Source organism: Kangiella sp. M94, from assembly GCF_054926195.1.
On sequence record NZ_CM142903.1, the window covers coordinates 1,228,827 to 1,254,979 of the forward strand.

Here is a 26,153-nt window from a genome sequence, read left to right on the forward strand (position 1 = left end):
CAGTAATTCGCATTACAGTATTTCGCTTTCTTTTTTCTGTTGAACAATCGCGTAGTTCATCCAGACCATGCAGATAGCAACCAGAATGAACAGCAGCATGAAGCAAGAACTACGAACGTTGGTATAGTCTGATAAAAGACCGAAAAAGATAGGTAAAGTGAAGCCACCCAGGCCGCCGATAACGCCGACCATGCCGCCCACTGAACCCATATTGTTGGGGTAATAGTCATGAATGATTCGATATACACTGGCTTTACCGAAACCCTGTGCAATACCGACCACAAAAACTAATGCTGTGAAAAGCCAAATGTTTAAACCAATATCGAAACTAAAATCCCCTTCGATACCTTTAACCAGTAATGTTGTTTGGGGATAAGAAAGGAAGAACAGACAGGCAATTGAAATCCAGAACACCCACCAGTTAACTTTACGTGCTCCAACCTTATCGGAAGCATAACCGCCCGCAGCACGAATCACTCCGGATGGTAAAGTGAATAGCATGGTAATAAAGGATGCGGTTTTAAGATCTAAACCATATTCACCGACATAGTATTTTGGTAGCCATAAAGCCAAAGCGACAAAACCACCAAACACAAAATAGTAGTAGAGGCCAAAACGCCAAACACGAAGTTCTTTCAGTGGCGCTAACTGATCCTTAAGTGAAATGTGTTGCCCGGTTCTGGCTCGTTCGACTTGCTTTGGATCGTTAAAGGTGAAAAACCAGAAAATGATAGCCATCACCAGCATCGCAATTGAATACACCTTGGGTACCATTTGCCATCCCGCTGCAACCACAATCATTGGCGCAACTAAGTTGGTGATAGCGGCACCAGCATTACCGGCACCGAAGATGCCCATTGCCGTACCCTGCTTGTCTTTTTCGAACCAGGCAGAGGTATAGGCAATACCAATTGCAAATGAGCCACCAGCTAAACCGACAAATAATCCTGCCACCAGGTATTGCCAATATTCATGGGCAAATGCCAGGCCATAAGTAGCGCCAGCAACTAACAACATTTGAATAAAAAAGACGATACGCCCGCCGTAGCGATCGGTTAAAATGCCCAACGGCAATCGCGTAAGGGAGCCTGTCAAAATTGGTGTGGCGACCAGAATACCGAACTCGGTGTCACTTAGCCCAAGCTCTTGCTTAATCTTGATGCCGATAATCGAGAACATGGTCCACACTGCAAAGTTAAATGCGAATGCGACCGTACTCATGGACAAAACAGAATATTGTTTTTGTTTGTGCGTTAGCATTGAGAGCCTCCTCATCTTTATCTCAAGCTGAAGATACTCCCCCTCTTTGACCATCTATTTGATCGAGATCAATAAGCCATTCCCGCTAACAATTACTATATTTCAAAACTACCACCTAAGTGGTACAGGCGAGATAAATGTAAGTTATTGATAATTATGTGAAAGCTTGTTTCTTGTTCGTGCCAGGCAACAAAGTTTCGACCCTTAGGTTCTTTAGTAGTACTACTCAACGAAAGGCTTAACCATTGCTCAAAAACACCGTTAAAGACAGCGCAGTCAATTACACCTCCCTAGTCACTAGAGCAGGTTTGGTCATGGCTATCATTGTCGCCCTTGCTTTAGCCAGCTTAATTAGTTCTATGTTTGTTTCGGAAAGCCTTGACGGTGATGCTGCACAGATCAATGTTGCCGGGTCGCTTCGAATGCAATCGATTCGCTTGTCCAGAGCACTGACAGCCGAGCAAAATAACTTAGATATTTTGAATGCAAGTTCAGCCACTGACGAGATCCGTGAATTTGAACGCAGACTTAGCATATTGTTAAGTCATGGTTTAATTGCAAATGGCGAAAACAACAGGATTATTGAAATTCACAAACTGTTGGAACAGCAGTGGCTTGGCATTAAACAGCAGGTCAACAGCAATCCAGCTGTATTTAAAAATAACTACGGATTGATCGATAGCTTTGTCGGTACTATTGACCGTTTAGTATCTGTTTTGCAAAGTGAATCTGAGCGTAAGATTCGTATTCTCAGAATGATTCAAGGTAGCGCCCTCTTCTTAACATTGTTGACAGCCTTTATCGCCCTTTACCGTATTAATCGCAGCATTGTTCAACCGATGAACAATCTGGTAGCAGCAGCTAAAGAAGCATCCAAAGGAAACTTCAATGTCAGGGTTAGCGACACTTCTAATGATGAGATTGGTCTGCTGGGTTCTACCTTTAATGAAATGTCAAAGCGATTACAAATCATCCATAACCATCTTGAAGAAAAAGTTTTAGAAAAAACCACTAAGCTGGAACGAAGCAATAAGTCACTGGAATTGCTGTACCAAACTTCACATAACCTGGTCAGAGCCAATAGCAGACGTGATTTTGAAAACTTATTAGTTCAGGTAGAACAAACGATAGGTGATGGACAGGTAATTTTATGCCTTGATAAAAAGATGGAAAATACTCATCAAAGGATTCCTATCAGTCAGCATGACCTACCGAAAAACTGCGACCAGGTTCATTGTAATGGCTGTCAAATATCAAATAGCGTCAGACACTCTTTTAGCATTAATAAACAAGACAAGGACTATGGTTCTCTGCAGTATTTCTCGAATAAAGAAGAGCCGGAACAATGGGTTCATAACTTGCTGCAAGCTATTGCTGACAACATAGCTGTTGCAATCAGTCTCGACCAAAAACGAGCACAGGAAAATCTACTGCTATTGATGGAGGAGCGTGCAGTCATTGCAAGAGAGCTGCATGACTCTCTTGCACAATCACTGTCCTTTTTAAAGCTTCAAACGTCATTGCTCAGCAGGCAGCTGGATAAAAATCTTGAGCGACAGACAATCGAAACCACCATTGATGACCTTAAAGATGGTTTAAACAATGCTTACCGGCAATTGAGAGAGTTGCTGACAACTTTCCGTCTGCAAATTGAAGAGCCCTCTTTAGAAAGCGCACTCAAAGGTACCGTTGCTGAATTTAGTACCAAGTGTGGTTATGAGGTAGAGCTTGATTATTCGATAACGAATCAAACCTTAACCTCCAATCAACAAATTCATGTACTACAGATAGTGCGCGAAGCATTATCCAATGTTCAACGGCATTCGCAGGCGACTAAGGCCTGGGTCAAATTATTTATCCAAGATGGAAAGGTGCATGTCGAAGTTGTTGATAATGGTATTGGCATCCCCAATGAAATGCCCGAAGGCACCCACTATGGTTTATCCATCATGAATGAACGCGCTGCGTCGTTGAGTGCCAATATTGATATTCGCAAAGCGCAAGCCCAAGGCACCATCGTTGAGATGACTTTAGAGCCACAAACTAACACTATAGAAGGGATACGATGAAACAGAATAATATTTCCATCATGCTGGTTGATGATCACCCGTTGCTGCGCAAAGGCGTTGTTCAACTGATTGATCTGGAGGATAACCTGGAGGTGGTTGCTGAAGCCAACAACGGTGAAGATGCTGTAAAGCGAGCACTTGAATTAGATCCCGATCTGATCATGCTGGATCTGAATATGAAAGGGTTGAATGGTGTTGAAACTTTAAAGGCCATTAAGCAGACAGGCGTTAAAGCCAAAATTATTATGTTTACGGTATCCGACGCCGAAGCTGATGTTTTGCAGGCTCTTAAGGCTGGCGTTGACGGCTACATTCTCAAAGATTCAGAACCTGAAGAGCTGATTGACTATATTAATAAATCCATGCAGGGTGAGCTGGTGATAAGCGCCCCACTCACTCAGATTCTGGCAAAGTCACTTCGTCCTAAAGCGGAAAAGGAAGAGCTTCTTGAAGCATTAACCAATCGGGAATCGCAAATTTTGCGCTATATTTCGCAAGGCGATAGCAACAAGGTAATTGCTCGAAAACTGGATATTGCAGAAAGTACTGTTAAAGTGCATGTTAAGCATCTGCTGAAAAAAATTAACCTCCGCTCTCGTATCGAAGCGGCGTTGTTCGCGGTGGAGAATAAATTGTTTTGACAGGAGCTGCGTTTACGGAGAATCAATTGGGCTGACCTACCTGCCCCATCACTCCACAGCTTTGATGGGTTACACTAACGTTAACCCATCCTATAGCTTCATATTAATATCTGGTGAAGCTACAAAGAACTAATCGAATAGCTTCCCATTAATAACCAGTGAAGCTAGAAAGATCTAATTGAAAGGTACGAACTCTATCGAGTCTCCCTCGTTAACAAGGGTATTAACAGGAATACGAGCAAAACCATTACTCCAGCTACTGGACGATAATACTCCAGAACTTTGATTCGGATATTTATCGAGCCAAATCTCACCATCTTTCTCGACGGTTCTAACATACAGATATTGCTCGCGCGGTGCTGCTTTACTAATCGAGAAGGCTACCTTGGCAGTCAGCTTATTCGGATACTTTTCACTGCATCCCTGAAAGACTTTAAGATATGGTTTGGCAATCACATTAAATGTCGCAAACACAGCTGAAGGATTACCGGGCAAACCTATAAAGGGAGTATCTTTGACGTAACCAAATGCAAATGGCTTGCCTGGTTTTATCGCAATTTTCCACAAATCAAGTCGACCGAGCTGTTCAACACTGGTTTTCACATAATCTTCTTCGCCAACCGAAACTCCGCCGCTGGTTATAATACAATCAGCGTTCTCAGCAGCATCCGTAAGCGCCTCTTGAATTTTCTCTTCATTGTCTTCAATGGTACCGCAATCATGGATATTGCAACCCAGAGACTGCAATAAGCCTATAAGAGTGTAATGGTTGGAGTTATAAATTTGTCCAGCTTCAATGGGCGTGCCAGGTTCAATCAATTCATTGCCTGTTGAGATCACAGCAACTGTTAATTTGCGATAGACAGGAACTTGCTGAATGCCCACCGACGCCAACAAACCAAGCTCTTGCGCCCGCAATTGTTTGCCAGCTGTAAGAATAGCTGAATCAGCTGCAATATCCTGACCCTTGGGGCGGATGTTCTGTTGCTCAACGACTGACTCAGGAAACGTCACCCAAACGCCGTCAGCACCTTCAGATACTTGGCACTGCTCCTGCATAACCACAGCATTACAATGTGGTGGTACTGGTGCCCCCGTGAAAATTCGCGCACAAGTTCCCTCTTGCAAGGCTTGATCAGCTGGATCGCCGGCAATAATACGCTGGCTGACTCGCAATGGCTGACCAGCTTGTAAAGAGTCAGTATGAACCGCATAACCATCCATAGCACTGTTATCAAAGCCCGGCACATTAATGTGTGAAAATTGTTCTCTGGCTAAGACTCGACCCAATGCCTTGTACAAAGGAACCGTTTCATATTCCTGTATCGGCTTTACGCTTTGCAGCAAAGTCTCAATCGCTTGATTAACCGGCATCAAACCAGGAGCATCACAGCAACTCATGAGCGTGTCTCACATACTTGCAAGCGCCCCGCTTCATCGGCTTGCTGAATTTCCAGATGTTCAACAAAATTACAGGGGCGATGACTATTATCGAGTTGCTCTTCGAGAATCTGATACCAGGCTGTTCGGCAGGCGTTGGGGGATCCTGGCATACAAACAATCAGAGTGCGATTGGCTAAACCTGCCAAGGCTCTGGACTGGACAGTTGATGTGCCGATATCACCATAAGAGATATGTCTGAATAACTCTCCAAAGCCATCAACCATTTTATCTAATAACGGACTGATTGCCTGTGGCGTATTGTCGCGTGCTGTAAATCCTGTACCACCTGTGATTAATACCACCTGTACTTTTTCATCAGCAATCCACTCTGACACCACTGCGCGCAATTGATATATATCATCCTTTACGATCTTTTTATGAGCTAACAGATGGCCTGCATCGGTTAATCCTTTGACCAGCGTTTTGCCAGAAGTATCTGTTTCTTCAGTGCGGGTGTCACTGACTGTCAGCACAGAAATGTTCAGAGGAATAAAGGGTTTCGGCTGTTTACTGTGAGAATTCATGGATAAATACCTGTTCAATTTTGTTGTATCATAGAAGATAGTCACGCTGTCTAACTTGATAAAGATCAATAAAATTCCCTTTTCAAACATCCATTCAGTGCTGTAATTAATAAGAAGTGAGATGATTGGGTTGCAAGAATTTTTATGCGATACTTCCATCACTTGCAACAGACAAGATGCATCCATGCTTACCGAACAAGAGCTCATTCACTATAGTCGCCACATCATTTTGCCGCAGATCGATGAAGCCGGTCAGGAAAAAATCAAGCAATCGAAAGTGCTTATAGTTGGTATGGGCGGCCTCGGTGCGCCAGTAGCGATGTACTTAGCTGCGGCAGGTGTTGGTCATCTCTATATTGCAGATCATGATCAGGTTGAGCGCTCCAATTTACAACGACAAATTATTCATAAGCTGGATAGTATTGGCTTGAATAAAGTTGATTCTGCGCAGTCCACTCTGGAAACTTTAAACCCTTGGATTCAGGTAACCAGCATCAAGCAAAAACTCGAAGATCAGGAGCTGGATGAGTTACTCAGTAAAGTCGATGTGGTGATTGATTGCTGTGACAATTTTAAAACACGCTTTGCCATCAACCGAGCCGCAGTTAAACATAAAAAACCGTTGGTATCCGGTGCGGCAATTCGCTTTGAAGGACAGCTGTCCGTTTTCAATTACACCGAGCAATCACCCTGCTATCAGTGCCTTTATCAGCCGGATATTCAGCTAGATGAAAACTGCTTTGATCAAGGCGTTCTGTCTCCGGTGGTGGGAACCATAGGAACCCTGCAAGCTACAGAAGCACTCAAAGTAATCACTGGTGCAGGCCAAGTGTCAGATGGTCAGCTGCTAATTTACGATGCACTCAATGGCGACTTCAGAAAGATCAAAGTCGCCAAAGATGCTAACTGTTCTATTTGTTGTTCGTAACAACAATAACTCAAGAGCCAGATTCTTAAGGCAAGGCAATTCTAGTCAGAATCACCCTCCATTAATCAATAAATGCACCCAGATGCTAGCTGCGTAACCTAGCGCGATGGCTGGTGTCCATTTGAGGTGTGTCATGAAGGTATAGTGACCGCGGGCCTGGCCCATGAGTGCGATACCAGCTGCTGAACCGACTGATAATAAGCTGCCACCAACACCTGCTGTTAAGGTGACCAATAGCCATTGTGCGTGTGACATGTCGGGTTGCATAGTCAGCACTGCGAACATTACAGGAATGTTGTCGACGATGGATGACAAGATGCCGACCAGGACGTTGGCTGGCGTTGCGCCAAGCTCACCATACATGTAGCTGGATGCCATGCCAAGATAACCCAGGAATCCTAAACCACCTACTGCAAGAATAACCCCATAGAAGAAGAATAAGGTATCCCACTCTGCTTGCGCGATGCGGTCAAAGATATCGTAGGGTCTTTGAGTTGAAACGCTGGTTGGGTTTTCTTCGGTTTCTTTTTTGTGTTTTCTGCGTAAGAAGAAGCCATAGAATTTCAGGAAACCAAGACCAAGCATCATACCGATGGCTGGTGGCAAGTGCAGGAAGTTATGGAATGAAATGGCTGTGATGATGGTCAGCAGGAAGAGGCCGACGATGACTAAACCGCCCTGCTTTATTTGCGCATGACTACCCTCTTCGATTGCTGCAGGTTTACCCTTCATGATGGCAAATTGCATGATAAATGCTGGTACCAGAAAGTTGACTACTGACGGCAAGAATAGTGCGAAGAACTCTGAAAATTCAACCATGCCTTTTTGCCAGACCATCAGGGTTGTGATGTCGCCGAATGGACTGAATGCACCGCCTGCGTTGGCCGCGACAACGATATTGATACAGCTGACGCCGACGAATTTTGCATGGCCATTACCAACCGCTAACACTACTGAGCACATGATCAATGCGGTGGTTAAGTTGTCCGCAATCGGTGAGATAAAGAAGGCAAGAATACCGGTCATCCAGAACAGCTGTTTGTAGCTAAAACCTTTATTAACTAGCCAGTCACGCAGTGCGTCGAATACATCACGCTCAATCATGGCGTTAATGTAGGTCATGGCGACTAATAAGAAGAAGAAAAGCTCGGCGTACTCTAGGAAGTTATGACGAATACCCTGTTCGGCTAATGTGGAAAGCCCATGCTGTTTATAGACAATACCTATCACCAGCCAGATAAGACCTGCCGCAATTAAAATTGGCTTAGATTTTCTTAAGTGGATTTTTTCTTCAAATATGACCAGTGAATACGCGATCACGAAAATAGCGATGGCTACAAAACCAACCCAATGATGGGTTAAATTAAGTAAAGTTTCAGATGAAGTTTCTGATGCAAGCAATTGAAAAGGAAAGAATAAAGCAATAATTGCAATGAGAGAGGCTGGGGTTTTCACGGCTTTTACTAAATCTATGCTAAGGAAAAGTGGCGCAATTATAGTCAGCTTTTATTCATCGACATAGATTTAAATCAATGTTTTTCGATATTTATTGTATGGGCCGTAATTAGTTTTATTGATAGCGTTAAGTCCGCCCTGTTCCATCTGGGCAAGGGCTGGGTGCGTTTGATTTATCAAATCACGTGGGTATAGTAGTAATTAAGCACAGCATTAACTAAGGGATGAATATGTCAAAGGTTCTATCTGGAGGCTTAGTTTTGTTTCTGGGGATACTTCTGGTATCGCCTGATGAAGCTGGTGCAGATGACGAGGAACTCGACGTCAAATTGGGCGGTGCCATACGGCTCAATTACACTTGGCAAGATTATTCAGACGATAGTGATGGCAAGTTTGATTTCGAGCTGTTTGCTGTTGACGTTGATATTAGCAAGGGCAAATGGTTTGTCGATTCTCAATTCCGTTTTTACCAAGATTTCAACGCCGTTCACCATGCTGAAGTGGGTTACCATTTCGATGATTCTAACCGATTGGCGGTTGGCGTTTCGCAGGTACCATTCGGTATTAGTCCTTATTCTTCTCACGGTTTCTGGTTCGGTGGCACTTATTATCTAGGCTTCGAAGATGATTATGATACTGGTGCGAAATGGACTCACACATCCGGTGACTGGACATTTGACACCGCCTACTTCTTTAATAGCGAATATGATAACTCTGCGCGTTATGGGCGCTACTCTTTTGATGTCGCCAGCACCGAAGATCGTGACAATAAAGAAGATGGCCAGGCGAATTTCAGAGTGCAATATCAACTAGGTGATCATGTTATTGGTGGTTCTTTGCAAGCGGGAAAGATTCGTAATCGAACCACTAATGATACAGGCAACCACGCAGCTGCCGCTGTTCATTTTGATGGTCATTTCGATAGCTGGAATTTGCAGCTACAGCATATTTATTATGACTTCGAGACCGCTCCCGGCTTGCAAAATACCGACCACCGAATTGCAATGTCTGCCTTTGATTTTCCCTTCGAAATTGCTACAGAAGCCAATGTCACCAGTTTTAATCTCGCCAAAACATTCAAGGTTGGCAATGAATTCGTTGATAAGGTCGTTTGCTATAACGACTTTACCTACACCGCGGCCAGTAACAAACCGGGACTGACTGACTCAATTCAGAATGTTACAGGCTGCACCTTAATCAAGGATGGACTTTATACCTACATTGACTGGATAGCCGGCAAAAACATGTGGTTTGCCGGAGGACCAGGGATTGGAGTTTACGATGGGCCTGAAAAATGGCATTCACGTTTAAATATTAATATCGGTTATTACTTTTAATATACATCAACAGGGGGATTCATGAGTGACTCTGATAAAGAGCCAAAACCATCAGGTAACCCACTCCATAAAAAATACGATACGGATCATGAGCTAGGCGAAAATAATGTTGAGCTACTGGGTATGGATTTACACAACCCAGTATTTTTCACCTCAACTTTTCTGATCGTATTTTTCGTCATATTGACGTTATTATTTCCTGAAAGATCCGAAGAAGCCTATAAAGCGGCTAAAGCATGGTCGACTGGTAACTTTGACTGGCTATTTATGATTGGCGGCAATGTTTTCGTTTTATTCTGCTTATTCTTGTTATTCTCGCCGTATGGAAGAATTCGGATTGGCGGCAAAGAAGCAAAGCCAGACTTTAGTATTCTTTCCTGGTTCGCCATGCTATTCGCAGCAGGCATGGGGATTGGTCTGATGTTCTGGAGTGTGGCCGAGCCGGTCGGTTATTTCACCAGCGTACCTGCGAAAACACCTTTCAATGTTCCCACAGGTTCAGAAGAAATGGCAATGGGTGCAACCATGTTCCACTGGGGCTTACACCCTTGGGGAATATATGCCGTTGTCGCACTTTCCTTGGCTTTCTTTGCCTATAACTGCAATCTACCATTAACCATACGTTCAAGTTTTTATCCTTTGTTTGGAGAGCGTGTATGGGGAACGACTGGTAATATTATTGATACAGTCGCGGTATTAGCTACAATTTTTGGCTTGGCAACATCACTAGGCTTCGGTGCTCAGCAGGCCGCAGGCGGCTTGCATTACCTGTTCAATGACATCCCTAATAATATTACCACTCAGCTTGCTATTATTTTCGGCGTTACTGTCATAGCCATTCTTTCTGTGGTTAGAGGCCTTGAAGGTGGCGTTAAAGTTTTAAGTAATATCAATATGTCTTTAGCGGCGTTACTGATGATATTTGTCATTATCACAGGCTCAACTGTGATGATTCTCAATGGGGTTGGTGAAACATTAGTTTCTTATGCTAAGAATGTGATTCCGCTTAGTAACTGGATTGGACGTGAAGATAAAAGCTTCTATGAAGGTTGGACCATATTCTACTGGGCCTGGTGGATTTCATGGTCTCCTTTTGTCGGTATGTTTATCGCCAGAGTTTCGAAGGGGCGAACAGTAAGACAGTTTATCGCTGCAGTTCTAGTCATCCCTACTCTGTTAAGTGCGGTCTGGATGACAACATTTGGTCGGACGGGTATCGATCAGGTTCAAAATGAAGTAGGGAAGCTGGTTGATGGGATCGCTGATGAGTCTTTGGCTTTATTCCAGATGCTTGAGAACCTACCTCTTGCATCGGTAACATCAGCCATCGCTATTATTCTGGTGCTGGTATTTTTTATTACTTCCTCGGACTCTGGATCATTAGTAATTGATAGCATCACTGCCGGAGGTAAAGTCGATGCACCTGTAGCACAGCGGGTTTACTGGGCTGTTCTGGAAGGCGTGATCGCTGCTGTATTATTATTTGCAGGCGGTGAAGAAGCTCTTAGTGCATTACAGGCAGCTGCAATTACCGTCGGACTGCCCTTCACTATTATACTGTTGTTAATGTGTGTGAGTTTATTTATGGGGCTCAGAGCAGCCTATAAATTAAATTACAAAGGGCAATGACCTGACGGAAGGTGTTGGTAGGGGCAGACCAGTGTGTCTGCCCTTTTTTATGCGTCAATGTTTAGGGCGGGCACATTGGCCCGCCCCTACCTATGAATTAGGAACAGAGCAAAGCCGCGGTATGACGGTTATTAAATATAAATGGCGTTTATTGCTAGGAAATGGGGCTCAGAGCAGCTATAAATTAAATTACAAAGGGCAATGACCTGACGGAAGCTTGTTGGTAGGGGCAGACCTATGTGTCTGCCCTTTTTTATGCGCCAATGTTTAGGGCGGGCACATTGGCCCACCCCTCTACCTATGAATTAGGAAAAGCGCAAAGGCGCTGGGTCCCGCGGTAAGCGACCAAAGGAAGTGCCTCTGGCGCCGCGGGATGAGGGTTATTAAATATAAATGGCGTTTACTGCTAGGAAATGGGGCTCAGGGCAGCCTATAAATTAAATTACAAAGGGCAATGACCTGACGAAGGGTTGTTGGTAGGGGCAGACCTATGTGTCTGCCCTTTTTATGCGTCAATGTTTAGGGCGGGCACATTGGCCCGCCCCTACCTATGAATTAGGAAAGATCAGGCGCACGCCAAAACATCTGCATTCACTCCACATGCAGCTGGCCTTTGTACATTTGCATCTGACAGTGAAATTGATAATTACCCTTTTCAAGTTTTTTTAGTTTGATGGTTTTAGTTTTATTGATGGGCAAACTTTCGCTGATGTCTAACTCCGGGAAGATGACCATTTCCGCACAGGGTGTTTCGTCTTTGCGTTTAAATTCCAGGCTAATTTCAGTGCCAGCTGGAACGCTGATACGTGAAGGTTGGTATACACCATCTTCGACGGTAATTTTGATGACATCCTGGTCTTTTGCCTGAACGTCTTTTGGTTTATAGATCCAGAACCAGTAAATGATCAGGGCAATGACTGCTAAGCCAATAATGTTTATCATGAGTAAGTTCATAGCTTATCCTTTTGGCTTAATGGTCTTTGGGTTTAAAGAAACGCAAGCGGTTGGCGTTGGTGACAACGGTTACGGATGAAAACGCCATCGCTGCACCGGCGATTACCGGGCTGAGCAAAATACCGAAGAATGGATACAAAAGACCCGCAGCAATGGGGATGCCGCCAACGTTATAAATAAAGGCGCCAAACAGGTTTTGTTTGATGTTGCGTAAGGTTGCTTTACTGGTAGCCACGGCATCAGCCAGGCCATGCAATGAGCCGCGCATTAAGGTGATATCGGCGCTCTCAATGGCTACATCAGTTCCTGTGCCGATGGCGAATCCAACGTCCGCCTGCGCAAGCGCCGGTGCATCATTAATACCATCACCGGTCATACCGACCAGCTCGCCCTCTTCCTGAAGCTCTTTAACTTTATTAACTTTTTCTTCGGGGAGCACTTCGGCAAAGAAATCATCAATGCCAACTTTGCTGGCCACTGCTTTGGCGGTGGCTTTATTGTCACCGGTCAACATAATCACACGAATATGGGCTTTCTTTAATCGCTTAATGGCTTCGATAGAGTCTTCTTTGATCGGATCGGCCACTGCAATAATGGCGGCGAGTTTTTTATCAATGGCGAAGTACATCGGTGTTTTGGCTTCGCTGGCTAACTCTTGTGCTTTTTCAACGGCATGATCAATCTCTATGCCTTGATCACGCATCAACTTTTCATTACCAAAATACAGATGCTTGCCGTCGACATCAGCTTCCACACCATGCCCAGTAATGGAGTTAAAGTCTGAGCTTTTGCTAAGCTCAATATCTTTTTCTTTAGCCGATTCAACAATGGCTTGAGCGAGCGGATGTTCTGAGCCGGTTTCAAGACTTGCCGCCAGCTTCAAGTTTTCATCGTCTGATAAATCATTGAATGACACTATGTCGGTTACTTTAGGCGAGCCTTCGGTAATGGTGCCGGTTTTATCCAGTACCATTGCAGTGATTTTGGAAGCGGTCTGTAACGATTCACCATTACGAATCAGGACGCCTGCTTCAGCTGCTTTACCGACACCCACCATCACTGACATGGGCGTTGCCAGTCCTAATGCACAGGGACAGGCAATAATAAGAACGGTGGTGGCTGACACCACGGCAAAAGCCAGTGCATCTTGGGCGCCAAGATTGAGCCACACCAATGCGGTGATAACGGCAATAATCATGACTGCAGGCACAAAATAGGCAGAGATAATATCAGCCAGGCGACCAATCGGTGGCTTGGAGTTTTGCGCCTGTTTGACCATCTTGATGATCTGCGCGAGCGCTGTATCTTTGCCGACACGTGTCGCTTTGAAAATAATTGAACCACTTTTATTGATAGTCCCGGCAGAGACCTCATCGCCCTCTCCCTTTTCAACCGGCATGGGCTCACCGGTCAACATGGATTCATCAATGCTTGATCGGCCCTCGGTCACTTCACCATCAACCGGAATTTTTTCACCGGGACGAACGCGTACTAAATCATCTTTTTGGACATCTTCAATTGGAATATCTTGCTCATCCCCGTCACGAATAACACGAGCCGTTTTAGCCTGCAAGCCAATCAAACGCTTAATGGCTTCCGAGGTTCTGCCTCGAGCTCTGACTTCTAACGCCAGACCTAAATTAATCAAGCCAATAATCATGGCGGTTGCCTCAAAATAGACATGGCGCGCCATTTCGGGAATTGAATCAGGGAAGAACACCACAACCATCGAGTAGAGCCAGGCAGTACCCGTACCCAATGCTATCAGGGTGTCCATATTGGCTGAGTGGTTTTTAAAGGATTTCCATGCACCGCTAAAAAAATGCTTGCCGGAAAAATACATGATAGCAAGGGTGATAAGTCCGACGATTGACCAGACAATTCGCTGGTTGGTGGTATTGACGGTCATGGCACCGCCAAGCAAGCCATAGGCCATTAGCGGTACACCGACTAATAGCGCAATCCACATCTGAGTCATCAAGCGCTTGTAGTAGGCTTTATTAGCTTCTTCCTTTTCTTCCAACGCATCGCTTTCCGATTCGTTCTCGATAACGGACGCTTTGTAGCCTGCATTCTCAACGGCTTTGACCATGGAGTCACTGGAGGCGCGACCTTTAACGGTTACAGTGCGGTCAGCGAAATTCATTTCAGCCTTTTCCACGCCGGACACATTTTTTAAGGCACCTTCAATTTTGCCGACACAACTGGCACACCCCGCCCCTTCAATGGTGAGTTCTACAGTATTTTGTTTCGGAGAATGATCACTCATGCAACTTAACCTTAGCTTTGATTTGGCAATGCTTTTACGGTTGATAATTACTACTTTAGCACCGATTGTTTTAAGAAATAACCATTAGTTTTAAGGGTTTTGCTGATCACTTGATGGAGATCAATCGGGTTCACTTTGCTGGGATTCGTAAACTCATCGCCAGCCTACGAGCGGCTATGTGCGTGTAGATTGAATAAATGCTAAGCACTTCAACGTTTAAGACGATTATGCTCACCAGCAACTTAGGAATGCCCCGTCATTTGTAGGCTGGGATGAATGCAATGAATCCCAGCTCTTTTATTTGACATATATGATTTTTCATATATATTGCCCGCCATATGTATTCATTCCAGGGCGAGACTATGCAACCGACCGACTTCTTCAAATGTTTGGCGGACGAAACGCGCTTACGTTGCCTGTTGCTAATCCAACAAGAGAACGAATTGTGTGTGTGTGAATTAATGGAGGCGCTGGACGAAAGCCAACCGAAGATTTCTCGTCATCTCGCCCAATTGCGCCAGTGCGGGCTATTACTGGATCGACGTGACGGCAAGTGGGTTTATTATCGCTTAAACCCTGGTTTACCCGCCTGGACACACTCTGTATTGGCTGAAACCGCTCACCATAATGAAGCATTTGTTGCACAGAATCTGAAGCGTCTGCAAGCAATGACCAATCGTCCTGAACCGTCTATTTGTTGTGAATAATCAGTGCCTTACTCATTATTTCTAAAGCTATTTCTATAGGGTTTAACGCATGAAACTACTCTTTATCTGTACTCATAACGCCTGTCGTAGCGTACTCGGGGAAGTCATTGCCCGCACTTTGGGTGAAGGTCGGTTGGAAACCGCCAGCGCTGGCAGTGCACCACGTGGTGTTGTCCACCCTCTTACCTTGAAATATCTCGCTAAGCACGACTACAGCAACGAAGGATTAACTAGCCAAAGCTGGGATGAGTTGAGCGACTTTGAACCGGATGTGGTGATCACTGTGTGCGACAGCGCTGCTGGCGAAGCCTGTCCTGTGTGGATGGGTAAAACTTTAAAAGTACATTGGGGATTGCCAGACCCGTCAAAGGGTCATAGCTCTGAAGAGGAAGAAGCCAAAGCTTTTGCGTATGTGATTAGCGTTATCGAAAAACGCATTCGTGCGCTTCTGGAGAAAGATTTCGAACAAATGGATGCTGACCAACTTAAAACTGAACTGCAACAACTTGGGGAGTTATTTTGATGGGTGTTTTTGAACGATTTTTATCACTTTGGGTTGCGCTGTGTATCGTTATTGGTGTCGTAGCAGGTAACGTATTACCGGACCTTTTTAGTTACATAGCAGAATTGGAATACGCTCACGTCAACATATTGGTGGCAGTGCTCATATGGCTGATGATTTTCCCGATGATGGTGCAGGTTGATTTCAAGTCGATAAAAGACGTCGGCAAAAAACCAAAGGGGCTAATTTTAACGCTGGTCATCAACTGGTTGGTGAAGCCTTTTACCATGGCTGCGCTCGGCGTTTTGTTTTTCAAATTCTTCTTCGCCGATTTGGTTGATCCGCAAACAGCCAATGAATACATCGCAGGTATGATTTTATTAGGCGTTGCACCCTGTACAGCGATGGTTTTCGTCTGGAGTCATTTAACTAAAGGCGACGCCAACTATACTTTGGTGCAAGTTTCGATTAACGACGTCATTATGGTCTTTGCCTTTGCGCCACTGGCCGCTTTCCTATTAGGCGTAACCGACATTACCGTGCCATGGGAAACATTGTTATTGTCGGTGATTCTATATGTCCTGTTACCGCTAATTGCCGGTGCAATAACACGCAATGCGTTAGATAAAAAAGATGATCATCATAGACTGCATATGTTTCTGGTCAAATCGAAGCCATGGTCCATTTTAGGCCTGTTGCTAACCATCATTTTACTATTCGCCTTTCAAGCCGAAAAAATCCTCGACAAGCCGTTGGATATTGGCCTGATCGCCATTCCACTACTGATACAAACCTATGGCATCTTTATTATTGCCTATGCCGCTGCCAAGTTTATGAAACTGCCGCATAACGTTGCCGCTCCAGCATGCATGATCGGCACATCCAACTTCTTCGAGCTTGCTGTAGCCGTCGCCATTTCATTGTTTGGCCTACATTCCGGCGCTGCACTGGCCACGGTTGTTGGTGTTCTGGTTGAAGTACCAGTCATGTTATCGTTAGTGGCTTTTGCAAATAGAACTAAGCATTGGTTTAAGTCTTAAGTTTATTTGTGGGGACAACTGATGGGTTGTCCCTGCTTTACATAAATACGTCCACTCTTGCCGTAGACTGGTCCTTTTGCTTGCCCTTTTGAATAAAGATCCTTAAGAGCAGATTCCCTAAAGGGACTTCCTTCGGTCGCCTGAATTACCTAAAGGTATTTCCTTTGGTCACAGTTCAGGATGATAGTCCTCTAGTTAGGGATTCCTGTTCTAGGTAAATCTCATTAATTTTTTAGGTGCACACTTAACTTTACCGTAAAGCCCCTTAATTGGCACCACACCAAATCCCATGTCATCCTGAACTTGATTCAGGATCTGCCTTTGATCTTTCAAAACAATGAGGGCAAGCACGCAGGCGCTACCCCTGTCCCCATCAAATACCTGAATTTCCTCCTCATTCTTTGACAAAAATCAAGCAGTTAAACTGTCAATATGATATACCTAGTATGTGCTTTACACTCTTAAACATATGGACTAAGGAGTTTGCATCATGAATGAAGAAGAATTGAAATCGGAAGCTAAGAAGCTGTATGAAAAACTTAAAACTCAGCGCGATGAATTGAAGGTTCAGGCGCATCTGGCTAAAGCAGAACTTAGAGATAAGTGGCATGAGACAGAACATGAGTGGCAGCGATTTGAGGCCAAGGCTAAAACTATTGGTAAAGGTGCAGAAAAAGCTTCTGAGGATATAGGCAAAGGCTTTACTCTCATGGGCGAGCAGCTGCAAGAAGCTTATAAGGATTTAAAACAAGCATTCAAATCCAGCAACCTAACAGATTAAGCCCTGTTAGTGTTTAAACTGGAATACTCAGGATGAACCTTAAGGTCATCACCTACAATATTCATCGCGCTATTGGCGTTGATCGCCGGTTTCGTCCTGAGCGAATTATCGAGATTCTTGAAAGTTATGATGCAGATATCATTACCTTGCAAGAGGTTGATGATGGCGTTCCCCGCTCCCGTGAGTTGAATTTAGCCAAAGAACTGGCTGAGGCGCTTGATTTTCCTTACTACGTTTTAGGCAAAAACGTAAGCCTAAAAAAAGGTCATTATGGCAATGCGACATTAAGCCGTTTTCCGATCGTTCGTGAGCGTAATATTGACCTGACAATAGACAACAAAAAGCGCCGTGGTTGCCAGCACACTACAATCGATATTCCTTCGAGCCCTTCAAAGACGGTTCATCTTGAAGTATTCAATTTGCATTTGGGTTTATCCGCCAAAGAACGCGACAAACAAATTCAAAAACTATTGAACTCAGCTGAATTTAAGAATTTAGATAAAGACAGCAATAAACTGATCATTGGTGACTTTAATGATTGGCGCTCTTTATTACGCAAACCAATGACTGATGAAGCCGGTTTCAAATGTGCAACTGATCGGCGTTATAAAAATAAAGTTTCGGCTTTAAAAACCTACCCATCTTTTTCACCACGTGGCGGATTGGATCGCATTTTTTATCAAGGTGACTTAAAACTTGAGAATGTTTTTTTATGTCGCAAAAAGTTATCCAAAGTGGCCAGTGATCACAAACCGGTCATAACAGAGTTCAAGCTATAATATTGAGTACAAATTGATATGGATAAAACAGAATCGATATTACCCATTGCTTTACGATTAGGGATCAACTCTCGCCATGAGCCGCTGATTTTTCTTCGCTCAGACTCTCCTGTAGCACGTTCAGAAGGTTTTGAAACCATGTCGCGGGTGCAAGTCGAGGTTAATAATAAAACGATTATTGCTACGCTTTTAATTGTTTACAGTGATTTGATTCAGTCCGGTTATGCTGGTCTCTCAGAGACAGCCTGGAAGCGCTTAAAGATTACTGAAGGGCAACGTATAAAGCTCTCCCATGCTCCGCAGGTAGATTCGCTGGCTTATATTCGCGCTAAGGCTTTTGGTCATGAACTGAATAAGCATCAGTTGCATGAAATAATACGTGACATTGTTGATGGTCATTATATGGATGTTCATTTGGCTGCATTCATTACCGCCTGCGCCAATAACAACATGACCCATGACGAAATCTTATATTTAACTCAAGGCATGGTTGCTGCCGGGCAGAGTTTAACTTGGCCGGGCGATAAAATTGTTGATAAACACTGTGTCGGTGGCCTTCCTGGCAATCGAACCTCTCCTATCATCGTCTCAATTCTGGCCGCCAAAGGTTTAACAATTCCCAAGACCTCATCACGCGCCATCACATCCCCTGCTGGCACTGCAGATGTCATGGAAACCATGACCAAAGTAGATTTGACTTTTTGTCAATTAAAGGAGGTGGTTGAAAAGCACCATGGTTGCTTGGCCTGGGGAGGTTCGGTCAGCTTGAGCCCCGCTGATGATATTTTGATCAGTGTTGAAAAAGCATTGGATATTGACTTTGAAGGTCAGCTGATTGCTTCAATTCTATCGAAGAAAATTGCTGCAGGTTCTAAGTATGTGCTGATTGATATCCCAGTTGGACCAACAGCAAAGCTTCGCAGTCAAAAGAGCGCACAAGTGCTTGCAAAGCAATTAGTGGCCATTGGTGATGAGATGGGATTAAAAGTTAAGGTAGTGTTAACCGACGGCTCGCAACCGGTGGGTTATGGTATTGGCCCAGCGCTAGAAGCGTGGGATGTTATTGGCGTTTTGAAAAATTCAAGCTCCGCTCCGCAAGACTTAAAAGAACGTTCAGCACTTCTTGCTGGAGAGTTGCTGGAGCACGCCGAAGTAGTTCAAGTAGGTGAAGGAAAAAAAGAAGCACTGCGCGTTATTGAATCAGGCGAAGCATGGGATAAGTTCATGCAAATCTGCGAAGCTCAGGGTGGCTTTAAAGAGCCTCCTGTTGGTTGCTGCAAGATGAATGTGAATGCAGATAAAACAGGCTATATTCGACGAATTAATAACCGACTGCTAAGCCGTCTTGCAAAGCTCGCCGGAGCGCCAGCGGATCATGCATCTGGTGTCTACATGGAAGCCAAAGTTGGCGATTTTATTACTGAAGGCTCAACACTACTGGCTATTCATTCTGAGGCGCCTGGTGAGCTTGAATACGCATTAGATTTTTATAACACCCATAAAGAGATGATCATTATCGAGGAAGGATTATGAGCACCCTATTTTTTGACTTGTCAGAAAACTTGAATTTATCAGCGCCCGTATGTGACAAAATCGGTGCCACTATGGGCAAACTATCCATGCATTACTTCCCGGATGGTGAAGTCAATGTTCAGTTACTGAGTCCCTGTAAGGATCAAACCGTAGTAGTTTTAGCTGATTTATCGCATCCGAACTCTAAACTTCTTCCTCTGTTGTTTGTATTACGCATGATAAAGGAGCAGTCGCCAAAGAAGATTGTGCTCATTGCTCCTTATCTTCCCTATATGCGTCAAGACGCAGTATTTCATCAAGGTGAATCGATTCTTGCCAAACATTTTGCGGAGATACTTTCTGAAAATCTGGATGCGCTGATTACTGTCGACCCACACCTGCATCGTTTCTTCAGTCTGGATCAGGTGTACCCTATCCGCACTTACCTGGCTCATACATCCAGTCCGATTGCACAATGGATTAAAGAACAAATAAAAGATCCAGTGATTATTGGACCGGATAGTGAAAGTCGCCAATGGGTTGAAGCCATTGCCAGTGAAATCCATGCGCCTTTTCTGGTCGCCAATAAAGTGCGCCATGGCGACAAGGACGTAGAAATTACGGTTAAAGGCCTGGAAGAATACAAAGACAAAACCGTAGTGCTGGTTGATGACATTATTTCCACTGGGCATACCATTTTGGAAATTACCAAGCATCTCGAGCAGGCCGGAGTCAGAACCATTATATGTGTCGCTACGCATGCCATATTCAATGAAAACGCTTACGGAAAGCTGGCCCACTCTCACATTAGCCAGATCGTAAGTTGCAATACGATTCCTCATGTTAGCAATGCAATCGATGTATCGGATAGCATCGCTGAGAGTTTTAAACTGGTTAAATAATGGATTAACTTTTCATGAATCTAGATTGGCTAAACTTTTTAGCAGGTGTCGGAATCTTCCTTTGGGGGATGTCGCTGATTGAGTCAAGCTTAGCTAAGTTAGCCTCTGGGAAACTTAACCACTACCTTTCCTCCTGGACCAAAACCCCAGTTTCGGCAGTCATCACTGGCGCTGCCTGCACTACGGTTGTGCAAAGCAGCTCTCTGATAACCTTAATCGTCCTGGCCTTAGCCAGCTCAAAATTACTGAACTTAAAACAAGCTGTCGGCGTTATCTTCGGAGCCAACCTTGGAACAACAGCAACTGGCTGGCTGGTTACTTTTCTCGGGTTTAAATTTAGCTTAGGTGAGTTTGCCATTTACTTTATTGGTATCGCTGCGCTTGGTCGTGTCTTCTTCGCAAAAAACTCTAATCAGATAGCTTTATATTCACTCTTTATCAGCATGGGCCTGATTTTATTCAGCCTTGATATCATTAAGGCTGGAACCCTTGGGCTAAGCGAGAACTTTGATCTGAGCGATTTAAAGAGCCAGTCACCATTGGTGTTTTTAGCTATGGGTATGATATTAGCTGCCCTGTTGCAATCAAGTTCTGCTGTGATGATGATGAACTTAAGTGCCGCACACGCAGGACTGATAAGTGTTGAAAATGCTTTTGCCATAGTTGTTGGTGCTGATATTGGTACCACTAGCACAGCTGTTCTTGGCAGTATTAAAGGGGCTAAAATCAAGAAACAGCTCGCACTGGCTCATGTGCTTTTCAACCTAACCAATGCAATTATTGCAGTTTTGCTGATATTGCCCTTTATTAAAACGATATTCGGTTACCTCAGTATCACTGACACCCTTATTAGCATCGTTGCGTTCCATAGCATCATTAATCTAATAGGTATTTTGTTATACCTTACTGTTTTCAGTTACTTTACCAACTTCCTGTCATATCGGTTTAAAGATACTTTAAGTCCTATCGAAAGCAGGCTCTCACTTATTCCGTTAAACATACCGCCAGTTGCAATTGAAGGATTTCGTTCGGAGACTATTTCATTTATCAATAAAGTCGGTCAGTTTAATCAGAGATGTCTGTCAACTGACTTGATAAACCCCGAACACTATTTTGAATTGAAAAAGATGGAAGGGTTATTTATCAAACTTTCTCGACAATTGTCAGAGCGCCCATTAACCCAGCAGCAAACGCAGGCTTTGTATAACCTGCTGGCCGCCGTCAGGCATGGCATTTATTCTGCAAAACTGTTGAAAGATTTACTCGTTGATTTAGAACAGCCTGATTTGGCTGAGTCCTACCGTGACAAGTCGACCTTCCCTATATTCGATCAATCTAAAGCATTTTATGAAGATTCAAGACAACTGTTCGATCAGAAGATTGAACTCAGCTTTGAAGATTTCACCAAAAATTGGTACGAGCAACTCTTCCATGAATTTAAAACTAGCGAAGCTAATTTATTAACTTCACAAATCAGTCAAAATATTTCAGTCGATATCATTTCCACTTTGTTAAATCTAAACAAATCACTTTATAAGTCCTGCAAATATTATATGCAGGCGTTAGAATCAATTGATAAATCCTTTAAGGAAACTAACCATGAAAATTAAAGTCCATGGTGCAGCGGAAGAAGTAACGGGTTCCTGCATCCAGATTACCACTGAACAGAGTAACATCATCGTTGATTGCGGCCTTATACAAGGAGCACCAAAGCGGGAAGAAAGAAATCGCGCCCCCTTCCCTTTTTCTTTGCGCGATCTTGATACCGTCATTTTAACCCACGCGCATATTGATCATAGTGGTCGACTGCCCGTGCTTGTTAGCCAAGGCTACGAGGGCCCTATTCATACTCATGAGGCTAACGCAGATCTTCTTGATATTTTACTGATGGACAGTGCTTACCTGCAGGAAAAAGAAGCTGAGTGGGCCAACAAAAAACGCGATCGTAAAGGCTTAAAGCTAGTCGATGCGCTTTATACGCAAGATGATGTGCCACCGGTCCTGTCTCTGTTGAATTTACATCCTTACAGCAAGCCGATACAGATTACCGAAGACATTACCTTAGTCTTGCACAATGCCGGACATATTCTAGGCTCAGCTCACGTTGAGCTATTGGTTAAGGAAAATAGCCATACCAAACGGATTATTATAAGCGGCGATATTGGTAATCCCGGCTCACCTATTCAGGAAGACTCTAACATCTATGGTAAAGCGGATCTGGTCATCATGGAATCAACCTACGGTAACCGAAACCATCAAAGCTGGGATGCATCTATCCTTGAGCTTAAAGAAGCGATCAATAAGGCGCATCATGACGGTGGTAATGTTCTTATTCCTTCATTCGCAGTAGGTCGAACTCAAATTCTGCTTTACTACTTCGCTAAATACTACAAAGAATGGAACTTGGGCGACTGGGATATTTATCTGGATAGCCCAATGGCAATTAAAGTCACCAATACCTACGGCAAGTATTGGCAACTGTATAAAAAAGAAAGTCAGTATTTATGGTCAGGCGACACCCTGCAACAGAAGCTTCCTAACTTAAAGTTTACACCTGATACGGAGCAGTCGATTGAGCTTAACAGTGTTCATAAAGGAGCCATAATTATTGCCGGAAGCGGCATGATGAATGGTGGACGCATCAAACAGCACTTGAAACACAATATCTGGCGCCCACAATGCACTCTTATAGTGGCAGGCTTCCAGCCAGAAGGAACTTTGGGTAGCAGAATCGTTGAGGGCGCGCCTTACATTAAATTATGGGGTGAAACTGTTAAAGTGGCAGCCAGCGTTTATACCATTGGTGGTTTCTCGGCTCATGCAGGCCAGCAGGAATTACTTCGCTGGTATCAAAAGTTTGAAAACTCTCCCAGACTCGTATTAGTTCATGGCGCCAAGACGACCATGGAAGAGTTCCATAGCTTTATGACCCAAAACGTCGATAGTGAAGTCACAATCGCAAAACAAGGCGAGGTGATACGAGTCTAGGTTTATAAGATTCTAGTAAGCCTGCTTGGTTAACAACCAACTGGCACGGGCAGTTTCATTCTCAATATAATGTTGTAAGTGTTCATTTCGTTGTTCAATGAACTGCTCCAGCTCGCGCTTAATTTCGGGTTGTTTTAATTTTAATTCATTAACTCTGGCGGTCAGTCTTTGCGTATCGCGACGGTAGATGTCGATCAGGATTCGTTGCTCCCAAATTAGCTTACGAGCTGAATGAAGAACGGATTCTGCTATCACATCATCCATGTTTTTCTCCAACTCCATACCACTACCGATGTTAAATGAATGACTCTTATAGTCACTCTCTACCAAAATAAAACCATCACCTTTTATGTGTTTAGAGAGGATATCTAAACTTTCAACTCTGTCGCCTAAAACATCGGTGCAGGCCGGAAAAACGATAACGTCAAATAGCTCAGTATTATTGTCCAAAAAGTCAGCCATGTTCTGGCGTAAAAATTCGGTTTGATTTTTAACCCGCTGGGTGGTCGCATCAATTTTTGCCTGCTGAATAAAATCATCAACTACATCAACACCAATACCTTGCCAGCCATAGTGTTTGGCAAGGTTAATCAAGGTCACGCCTTTACCACAGCATAAATCCAATACTCGTTTGCCGAGTTCATCTTTTTGCAGTTCGTCAATAAGCTGCATCATATAGCCAGTATTACTGCCTAGCTCCGAAAAGTCTTGATACAGGTATGGTAGGAAATCGATCAGTCTGTGACTGCTCAATTCTAAGGATTGTTTTACGGATTCAACTTCTTGAAAATTCATAGCTGACTCCTTTTCTTGGAATAATATGGTACGAACCTAACCTCTTTAACAGGCTCGTACCTTTGTTGTACTATATTTTCAACAAGTTAGCTAGTGTAGCTCACCCACTTTTGGCTATTTAATACACAAATACTTGATATCTAAATAATCGCTGATACCGTATTTTGAGCCTTCTCGGCCCATTCCGGACTCTTTTACACCGCCAAATGGTGCCATATGATTGGATATAATCCCTTCATTGAAGCCAATCATGCCTGACTCAATCTGTTCGCTCAGCCGCTTGATACGGTGTCTATCATCGGTATACACATAGGCAGCCAAGCCTGCTTTAGTGGCGTTGGCCTGCTCCACTACAGACGCTTCATTACTAAAGGCGATTAATGACAAGACTGGACCAAATATTTCTTCGCAGGCGATATCCATATCGAAGTTTACGCCCGTCAGTATAGTCGGCTCATATATTTGGTTGTGCTTACCGGATACTTCGCCACCAATAACAATCTTAGCTCCATCATCCTTAGCAGACTGCACAAGGCGTTTTACCTTGTCGATACCAGCCTGGTTAATTAATGGAGTGATTGAAACATCATCTTCCAGCCCGGAACCGGTGCTGAGTGATTCAACTTTTTTGACTAGCTTATCGACCACTTCTTGAAAGATATTTTCATGGATAAATATTCGATTAGCGCAAACACAGGTTTGCCCAGAGTTGCGAAATTTACTGGCCATAATACCGTCAACCGCATCATCAATATCCGCATCATCAAATACAATGAACGGTGCATTGCCGCCAAGCTCCATAGTGACATGCTGAACATTTTGCGCGGCTTGACTCATCAGAATTTTGCCGACTTTGGTTGAGCCGGTGAAAGAAATTTTACGGACCTTATCGCTTGAGGTAAAAGCCTCACCTATCAAGCTGGCTTTGCTGCTGGGCACCAGGTTAATCACACCAGCAGGAATCCCTGCCTGTTGCGCTAACTCTGCCATTGCCAGAGCCGATAGTGGCGTTTCAGAAGCAGGCTTAATCACTACAGTGCAACCAGCTGCCAATGCTGGCGCCACTTTACGGGCAATCATCGCCTGCGGGAAATTCCATGGGGTAATGATGCCCACCACACCCACCGGCTGCTTTATAACATGAATCTGTTTCTTACCGTCTGGAGAGGGAATGATATCGCCATCAACACGGAGAGCCTCTTCAGCAAACCATTTAATATAATTGGCACCGTATTGAATTTCACCCTTGGCTTCTTGCAGTGGCTTGCCCTGCTCTGTCGTTAATATTTCAGCCAAATCATCAAGGTGATCAATAATCAATTGATACCAGCCCAGGAGTTTATCAGAGCGTTCCTGAGCCGTTGTCTTGCTCCAGGAATCAAATGCCTGATGCGCTGCATCAATTGCCTGCTCAACTTCTTTTTCGCGACAATCAGAAACTTCAACAATTAGCTCTTGTGCAAAAGGATCATCAACGCGAAAGCGCTCTTCCGTTTTAACCCATTCGCCATTGATAAAGGCACGAGACTTTAATAATGATTCGTTCATAACACTCCAAAAAAAATGGCTCCATATGGAGCCATATTAACGAAGCTTTATGATTAATCAAAGCGGCACTGCGTAACAGCGTGAAGAATT

22 protein-coding genes are annotated in these 26,153 nt (G+C 44.0%); 14 read left to right on the forward strand and 8 right to left on the reverse strand.

From position 1 onward, the window contains the following. Positions 1 to 12: 12 nt before the first annotated feature. The gene (locus ACYTXU_RS05590) at positions 13 to 1,260 is read right to left on the reverse strand and encodes an MFS transporter (protein ID WP_462209000.1); all 1,248 of its coding nucleotides are present in this window, start codon (positions 1,258 to 1,260) and stop codon (positions 13 to 15) included. Between the two features lie 314 nt (positions 1,261 to 1,574). On the opposite strand from ACYTXU_RS05590, the gene ACYTXU_RS05595 reads away from it, so the two are divergent. Beyond that, positions 1,575 to 3,329, forward strand: a complete 1,755-nt coding sequence (locus ACYTXU_RS05595) for a histidine kinase (RefSeq protein ID WP_462209001.1) — start codon at positions 1,575 to 1,577, stop codon at positions 3,327 to 3,329. After that, positions 3,326 to 3,970, forward strand: a complete 645-nt coding sequence (narL, locus tag ACYTXU_RS05600) for a two-component system response regulator NarL (RefSeq protein WP_462209003.1) — start codon at positions 3,326 to 3,328, stop codon at positions 3,968 to 3,970. Before ACYTXU_RS05595 ends, narL begins: the two co-directional genes overlap by 4 nt. A gap of 174 nt (positions 3,971 to 4,144) precedes the next feature. On the opposite strand, the gene moeA is transcribed toward narL, so the two are convergent. Both moeA and moaB read right to left on the reverse strand, forming a co-directional pair. After that, entirely contained in the window at positions 4,145 to 5,371 is a 1,227-nt protein-coding gene (gene moeA, locus ACYTXU_RS05605; RefSeq protein WP_462209004.1) for a molybdopterin molybdotransferase MoeA, read from the reverse strand. After that, positions 5,368 to 5,937 (reverse strand): molybdenum cofactor biosynthesis protein B, encoded by a 570-nt coding sequence (gene moaB, locus ACYTXU_RS05610; protein ID WP_462209006.1) that lies wholly within the window; start codon positions 5,935 to 5,937, stop codon positions 5,368 to 5,370. The genes moeA and moaB overlap by 4 nt, the downstream gene beginning before the upstream one ends. Positions 5,938 to 6,121: 184 nt before the next feature. Between moaB and ACYTXU_RS05615 the strand changes: the two genes are divergently transcribed. Next, entirely contained in the window at positions 6,122 to 6,865 is a 744-nt protein-coding gene (locus tag ACYTXU_RS05615) for a HesA/MoeB/ThiF family protein (RefSeq protein WP_462209007.1), read from the forward strand. Positions 6,866 to 6,916: 51 nt separating this feature from the next. Here the strand turns inward: ACYTXU_RS05615 and nhaD are convergent, their stop codons facing one another. Then, positions 6,917 to 8,320: a sodium:proton antiporter NhaD gene (gene nhaD, locus ACYTXU_RS05620; RefSeq protein WP_462209008.1), complete on the reverse strand. Its 1,404-nt coding sequence runs from the start codon at positions 8,318 to 8,320 to the stop codon at positions 6,917 to 6,919. A 230-nt stretch (positions 8,321 to 8,550) separates the two neighbouring features. Between nhaD and ACYTXU_RS05625 the strand changes: the two genes are divergently transcribed. Then, the gene (locus tag ACYTXU_RS05625) at positions 8,551 to 9,657 is read left to right on the forward strand and encodes a hypothetical protein (RefSeq protein ID WP_462209010.1); all 1,107 of its coding nucleotides are present in this window, start codon (positions 8,551 to 8,553) and stop codon (positions 9,655 to 9,657) included. Positions 9,658 to 9,678: 21 nt separating this feature from the next. Then, complete coding sequence (locus ACYTXU_RS05630) at positions 9,679 to 11,286, forward strand: BCCT family transporter (protein WP_462209012.1); 1,608 nt, start codon at positions 9,679 to 9,681, stop codon at positions 11,284 to 11,286. Positions 11,287 to 11,877: 591 nt separating this feature from the next. Here ACYTXU_RS05630 and ACYTXU_RS05635 read toward each other — a convergent pair. Further along, positions 11,878 to 12,240 carry a cupredoxin domain-containing protein gene (locus tag ACYTXU_RS05635; RefSeq protein ID WP_462209013.1) on the reverse strand — a complete coding sequence of 121 codons (363 nt, stop codon included), beginning with the start codon at positions 12,238 to 12,240 and terminating at the stop codon, positions 11,878 to 11,880. A 16-nt stretch (positions 12,241 to 12,256) separates the two neighbouring features. Beyond that, on the reverse strand, positions 12,257 to 14,509 hold the full coding sequence (locus ACYTXU_RS05640) for a heavy metal translocating P-type ATPase (protein ID WP_462209014.1): 2,253 nt from the start codon (positions 14,507 to 14,509) through the stop codon (positions 12,257 to 12,259). Between the two features lie 362 nt (positions 14,510 to 14,871). Here ACYTXU_RS05640 and ACYTXU_RS05645 point away from each other — a divergent pair, with 362 nt between their 5' ends. From ACYTXU_RS05645 to ACYTXU_RS05685, 9 genes are all read left to right on the forward strand, one after another. Next, entirely contained in the window at positions 14,872 to 15,216 is a 345-nt protein-coding gene (locus ACYTXU_RS05645) for a metalloregulator ArsR/SmtB family transcription factor (RefSeq protein ID WP_462209016.1), read from the forward strand. Between the two features lie 49 nt (positions 15,217 to 15,265). Further along, positions 15,266 to 15,739: an arsenate reductase ArsC gene (locus ACYTXU_RS05650; RefSeq protein ID WP_462209017.1), complete on the forward strand. Its 474-nt coding sequence runs from the start codon at positions 15,266 to 15,268 to the stop codon at positions 15,737 to 15,739. Then, positions 15,739 to 16,758: an ACR3 family arsenite efflux transporter gene (arsB, locus tag ACYTXU_RS05655; protein WP_462209018.1), complete on the forward strand. Its 1,020-nt coding sequence runs from the start codon at positions 15,739 to 15,741 to the stop codon at positions 16,756 to 16,758. Before ACYTXU_RS05650 ends, arsB begins: the two co-directional genes overlap by 1 nt. 490 nt (positions 16,759 to 17,248) lie before the next feature. Next, positions 17,249 to 17,539, forward strand: coding sequence for a hypothetical protein (locus tag ACYTXU_RS05660; protein WP_462209019.1), 291 nt, complete (start codon positions 17,249 to 17,251; stop codon positions 17,537 to 17,539). Positions 17,540 to 17,571: 32 nt separating this feature from the next. After that, positions 17,572 to 18,318, forward strand: a complete 747-nt coding sequence (locus ACYTXU_RS05665) for an endonuclease/exonuclease/phosphatase family protein (RefSeq protein WP_462209021.1) — start codon at positions 17,572 to 17,574, stop codon at positions 18,316 to 18,318. An 18-nt stretch (positions 18,319 to 18,336) separates the two neighbouring features. After that, positions 18,337 to 19,851, forward strand: a complete 1,515-nt coding sequence (locus ACYTXU_RS05670) for a thymidine phosphorylase family protein (protein WP_462209022.1) — start codon at positions 18,337 to 18,339, stop codon at positions 19,849 to 19,851. After that, positions 19,848 to 20,732, forward strand: a complete 885-nt coding sequence (locus ACYTXU_RS05675) for a ribose-phosphate diphosphokinase (RefSeq protein ID WP_462209024.1) — start codon at positions 19,848 to 19,850, stop codon at positions 20,730 to 20,732. Before ACYTXU_RS05670 ends, ACYTXU_RS05675 begins: the two co-directional genes overlap by 4 nt. 14 nt (positions 20,733 to 20,746) lie before the next feature. Further along, entirely contained in the window at positions 20,747 to 22,342 is a 1,596-nt protein-coding gene (locus tag ACYTXU_RS05680) for a Na/Pi cotransporter family protein (protein ID WP_462209025.1), read from the forward strand. Further along, the gene (locus tag ACYTXU_RS05685; RefSeq protein ID WP_462209027.1) at positions 22,332 to 23,720 is read left to right on the forward strand and encodes an MBL fold metallo-hydrolase RNA specificity domain-containing protein; all 1,389 of its coding nucleotides are present in this window, start codon (positions 22,332 to 22,334) and stop codon (positions 23,718 to 23,720) included. The genes ACYTXU_RS05680 and ACYTXU_RS05685 overlap by 11 nt, the downstream gene beginning before the upstream one ends. Positions 23,721 to 23,732: 12 nt before the next feature. Here ACYTXU_RS05685 and ACYTXU_RS05690 read toward each other — a convergent pair whose 3' ends face one another. Next, positions 23,733 to 24,515: a class I SAM-dependent methyltransferase gene (locus tag ACYTXU_RS05690; RefSeq protein ID WP_462209029.1), complete on the reverse strand. Its 783-nt coding sequence runs from the start codon at positions 24,513 to 24,515 to the stop codon at positions 23,733 to 23,735. A 114-nt stretch (positions 24,516 to 24,629) separates the two neighbouring features. Next, on the reverse strand, positions 24,630 to 26,063 hold the full coding sequence (locus ACYTXU_RS05695; RefSeq protein WP_462209031.1) for an NAD-dependent succinate-semialdehyde dehydrogenase: 1,434 nt from the start codon (positions 26,061 to 26,063) through the stop codon (positions 24,630 to 24,632). Positions 26,064 to 26,153 lie beyond the last annotated feature (90 nt).

Coding starts and splice junctions, on each gene's coding strand:
- ACYTXU_RS05590 (WP_462209000.1), bottom strand. CDS start 1,260: ATGCTAACGCACAAACAAAAACAATATTCTGTTTTGTCCATGAGTACG.
- ACYTXU_RS05595 (WP_462209001.1), top strand. CDS start 1,575: ATGGCTATCATTGTCGCCCTTGCTTTAGCCAGCTTAATTAGTTCTATG.
- narL (WP_462209003.1), top strand. CDS start 3,326: ATGAAACAGAATAATATTTCCATCATGCTGGTTGATGATCACCCGTTG.
- moeA (WP_462209004.1), bottom strand. CDS start 5,371: ATGAGTTGCTGTGATGCTCCTGGTTTGATGCCGGTTAATCAAGCGATT.
- moaB (WP_462209006.1), bottom strand. CDS start 5,937: ATGAATTCTCACAGTAAACAGCCGAAACCCTTTATTCCTCTGAACATT.
- ACYTXU_RS05615 (WP_462209007.1), top strand. CDS start 6,122: ATGCTTACCGAACAAGAGCTCATTCACTATAGTCGCCACATCATTTTG.
- ACYTXU_RS05625 (WP_462209010.1), top strand. CDS start 8,551: ATGTCAAAGGTTCTATCTGGAGGCTTAGTTTTGTTTCTGGGGATACTT.
- ACYTXU_RS05630 (WP_462209012.1), top strand. CDS start 9,679: ATGAGTGACTCTGATAAAGAGCCAAAACCATCAGGTAACCCACTCCAT.
- ACYTXU_RS05635 (WP_462209013.1), bottom strand. CDS start 12,240: ATGAACTTACTCATGATAAACATTATTGGCTTAGCAGTCATTGCCCTG.
- ACYTXU_RS05640 (WP_462209014.1), bottom strand. CDS start 14,509: ATGAGTGATCATTCTCCGAAACAAAATACTGTAGAACTCACCATTGAA.
- ACYTXU_RS05645 (WP_462209016.1), top strand. CDS start 14,872: ATGCAACCGACCGACTTCTTCAAATGTTTGGCGGACGAAACGCGCTTA.
- ACYTXU_RS05650 (WP_462209017.1), top strand. CDS start 15,266: ATGAAACTACTCTTTATCTGTACTCATAACGCCTGTCGTAGCGTACTC.
- arsB (WP_462209018.1), top strand. CDS start 15,739: ATGGGTGTTTTTGAACGATTTTTATCACTTTGGGTTGCGCTGTGTATC.
- ACYTXU_RS05660 (WP_462209019.1), top strand. CDS start 17,249: ATGAATGAAGAAGAATTGAAATCGGAAGCTAAGAAGCTGTATGAAAAA.
- ACYTXU_RS05665 (WP_462209021.1), top strand. CDS start 17,572: ATGAACCTTAAGGTCATCACCTACAATATTCATCGCGCTATTGGCGTT.
- ACYTXU_RS05670 (WP_462209022.1), top strand. CDS start 18,337: ATGGATAAAACAGAATCGATATTACCCATTGCTTTACGATTAGGGATC.
- ACYTXU_RS05675 (WP_462209024.1), top strand. CDS start 19,848: ATGAGCACCCTATTTTTTGACTTGTCAGAAAACTTGAATTTATCAGCG.
- ACYTXU_RS05680 (WP_462209025.1), top strand. CDS start 20,747: ATGAATCTAGATTGGCTAAACTTTTTAGCAGGTGTCGGAATCTTCCTT.
- ACYTXU_RS05685 (WP_462209027.1), top strand. CDS start 22,332: ATGAAAATTAAAGTCCATGGTGCAGCGGAAGAAGTAACGGGTTCCTGC.
- ACYTXU_RS05690 (WP_462209029.1), bottom strand. CDS start 24,515: ATGAATTTTCAAGAAGTTGAATCCGTAAAACAATCCTTAGAATTGAGC.
- ACYTXU_RS05695 (WP_462209031.1), bottom strand. CDS start 26,063: ATGAACGAATCATTATTAAAGTCTCGTGCCTTTATCAATGGCGAATGG.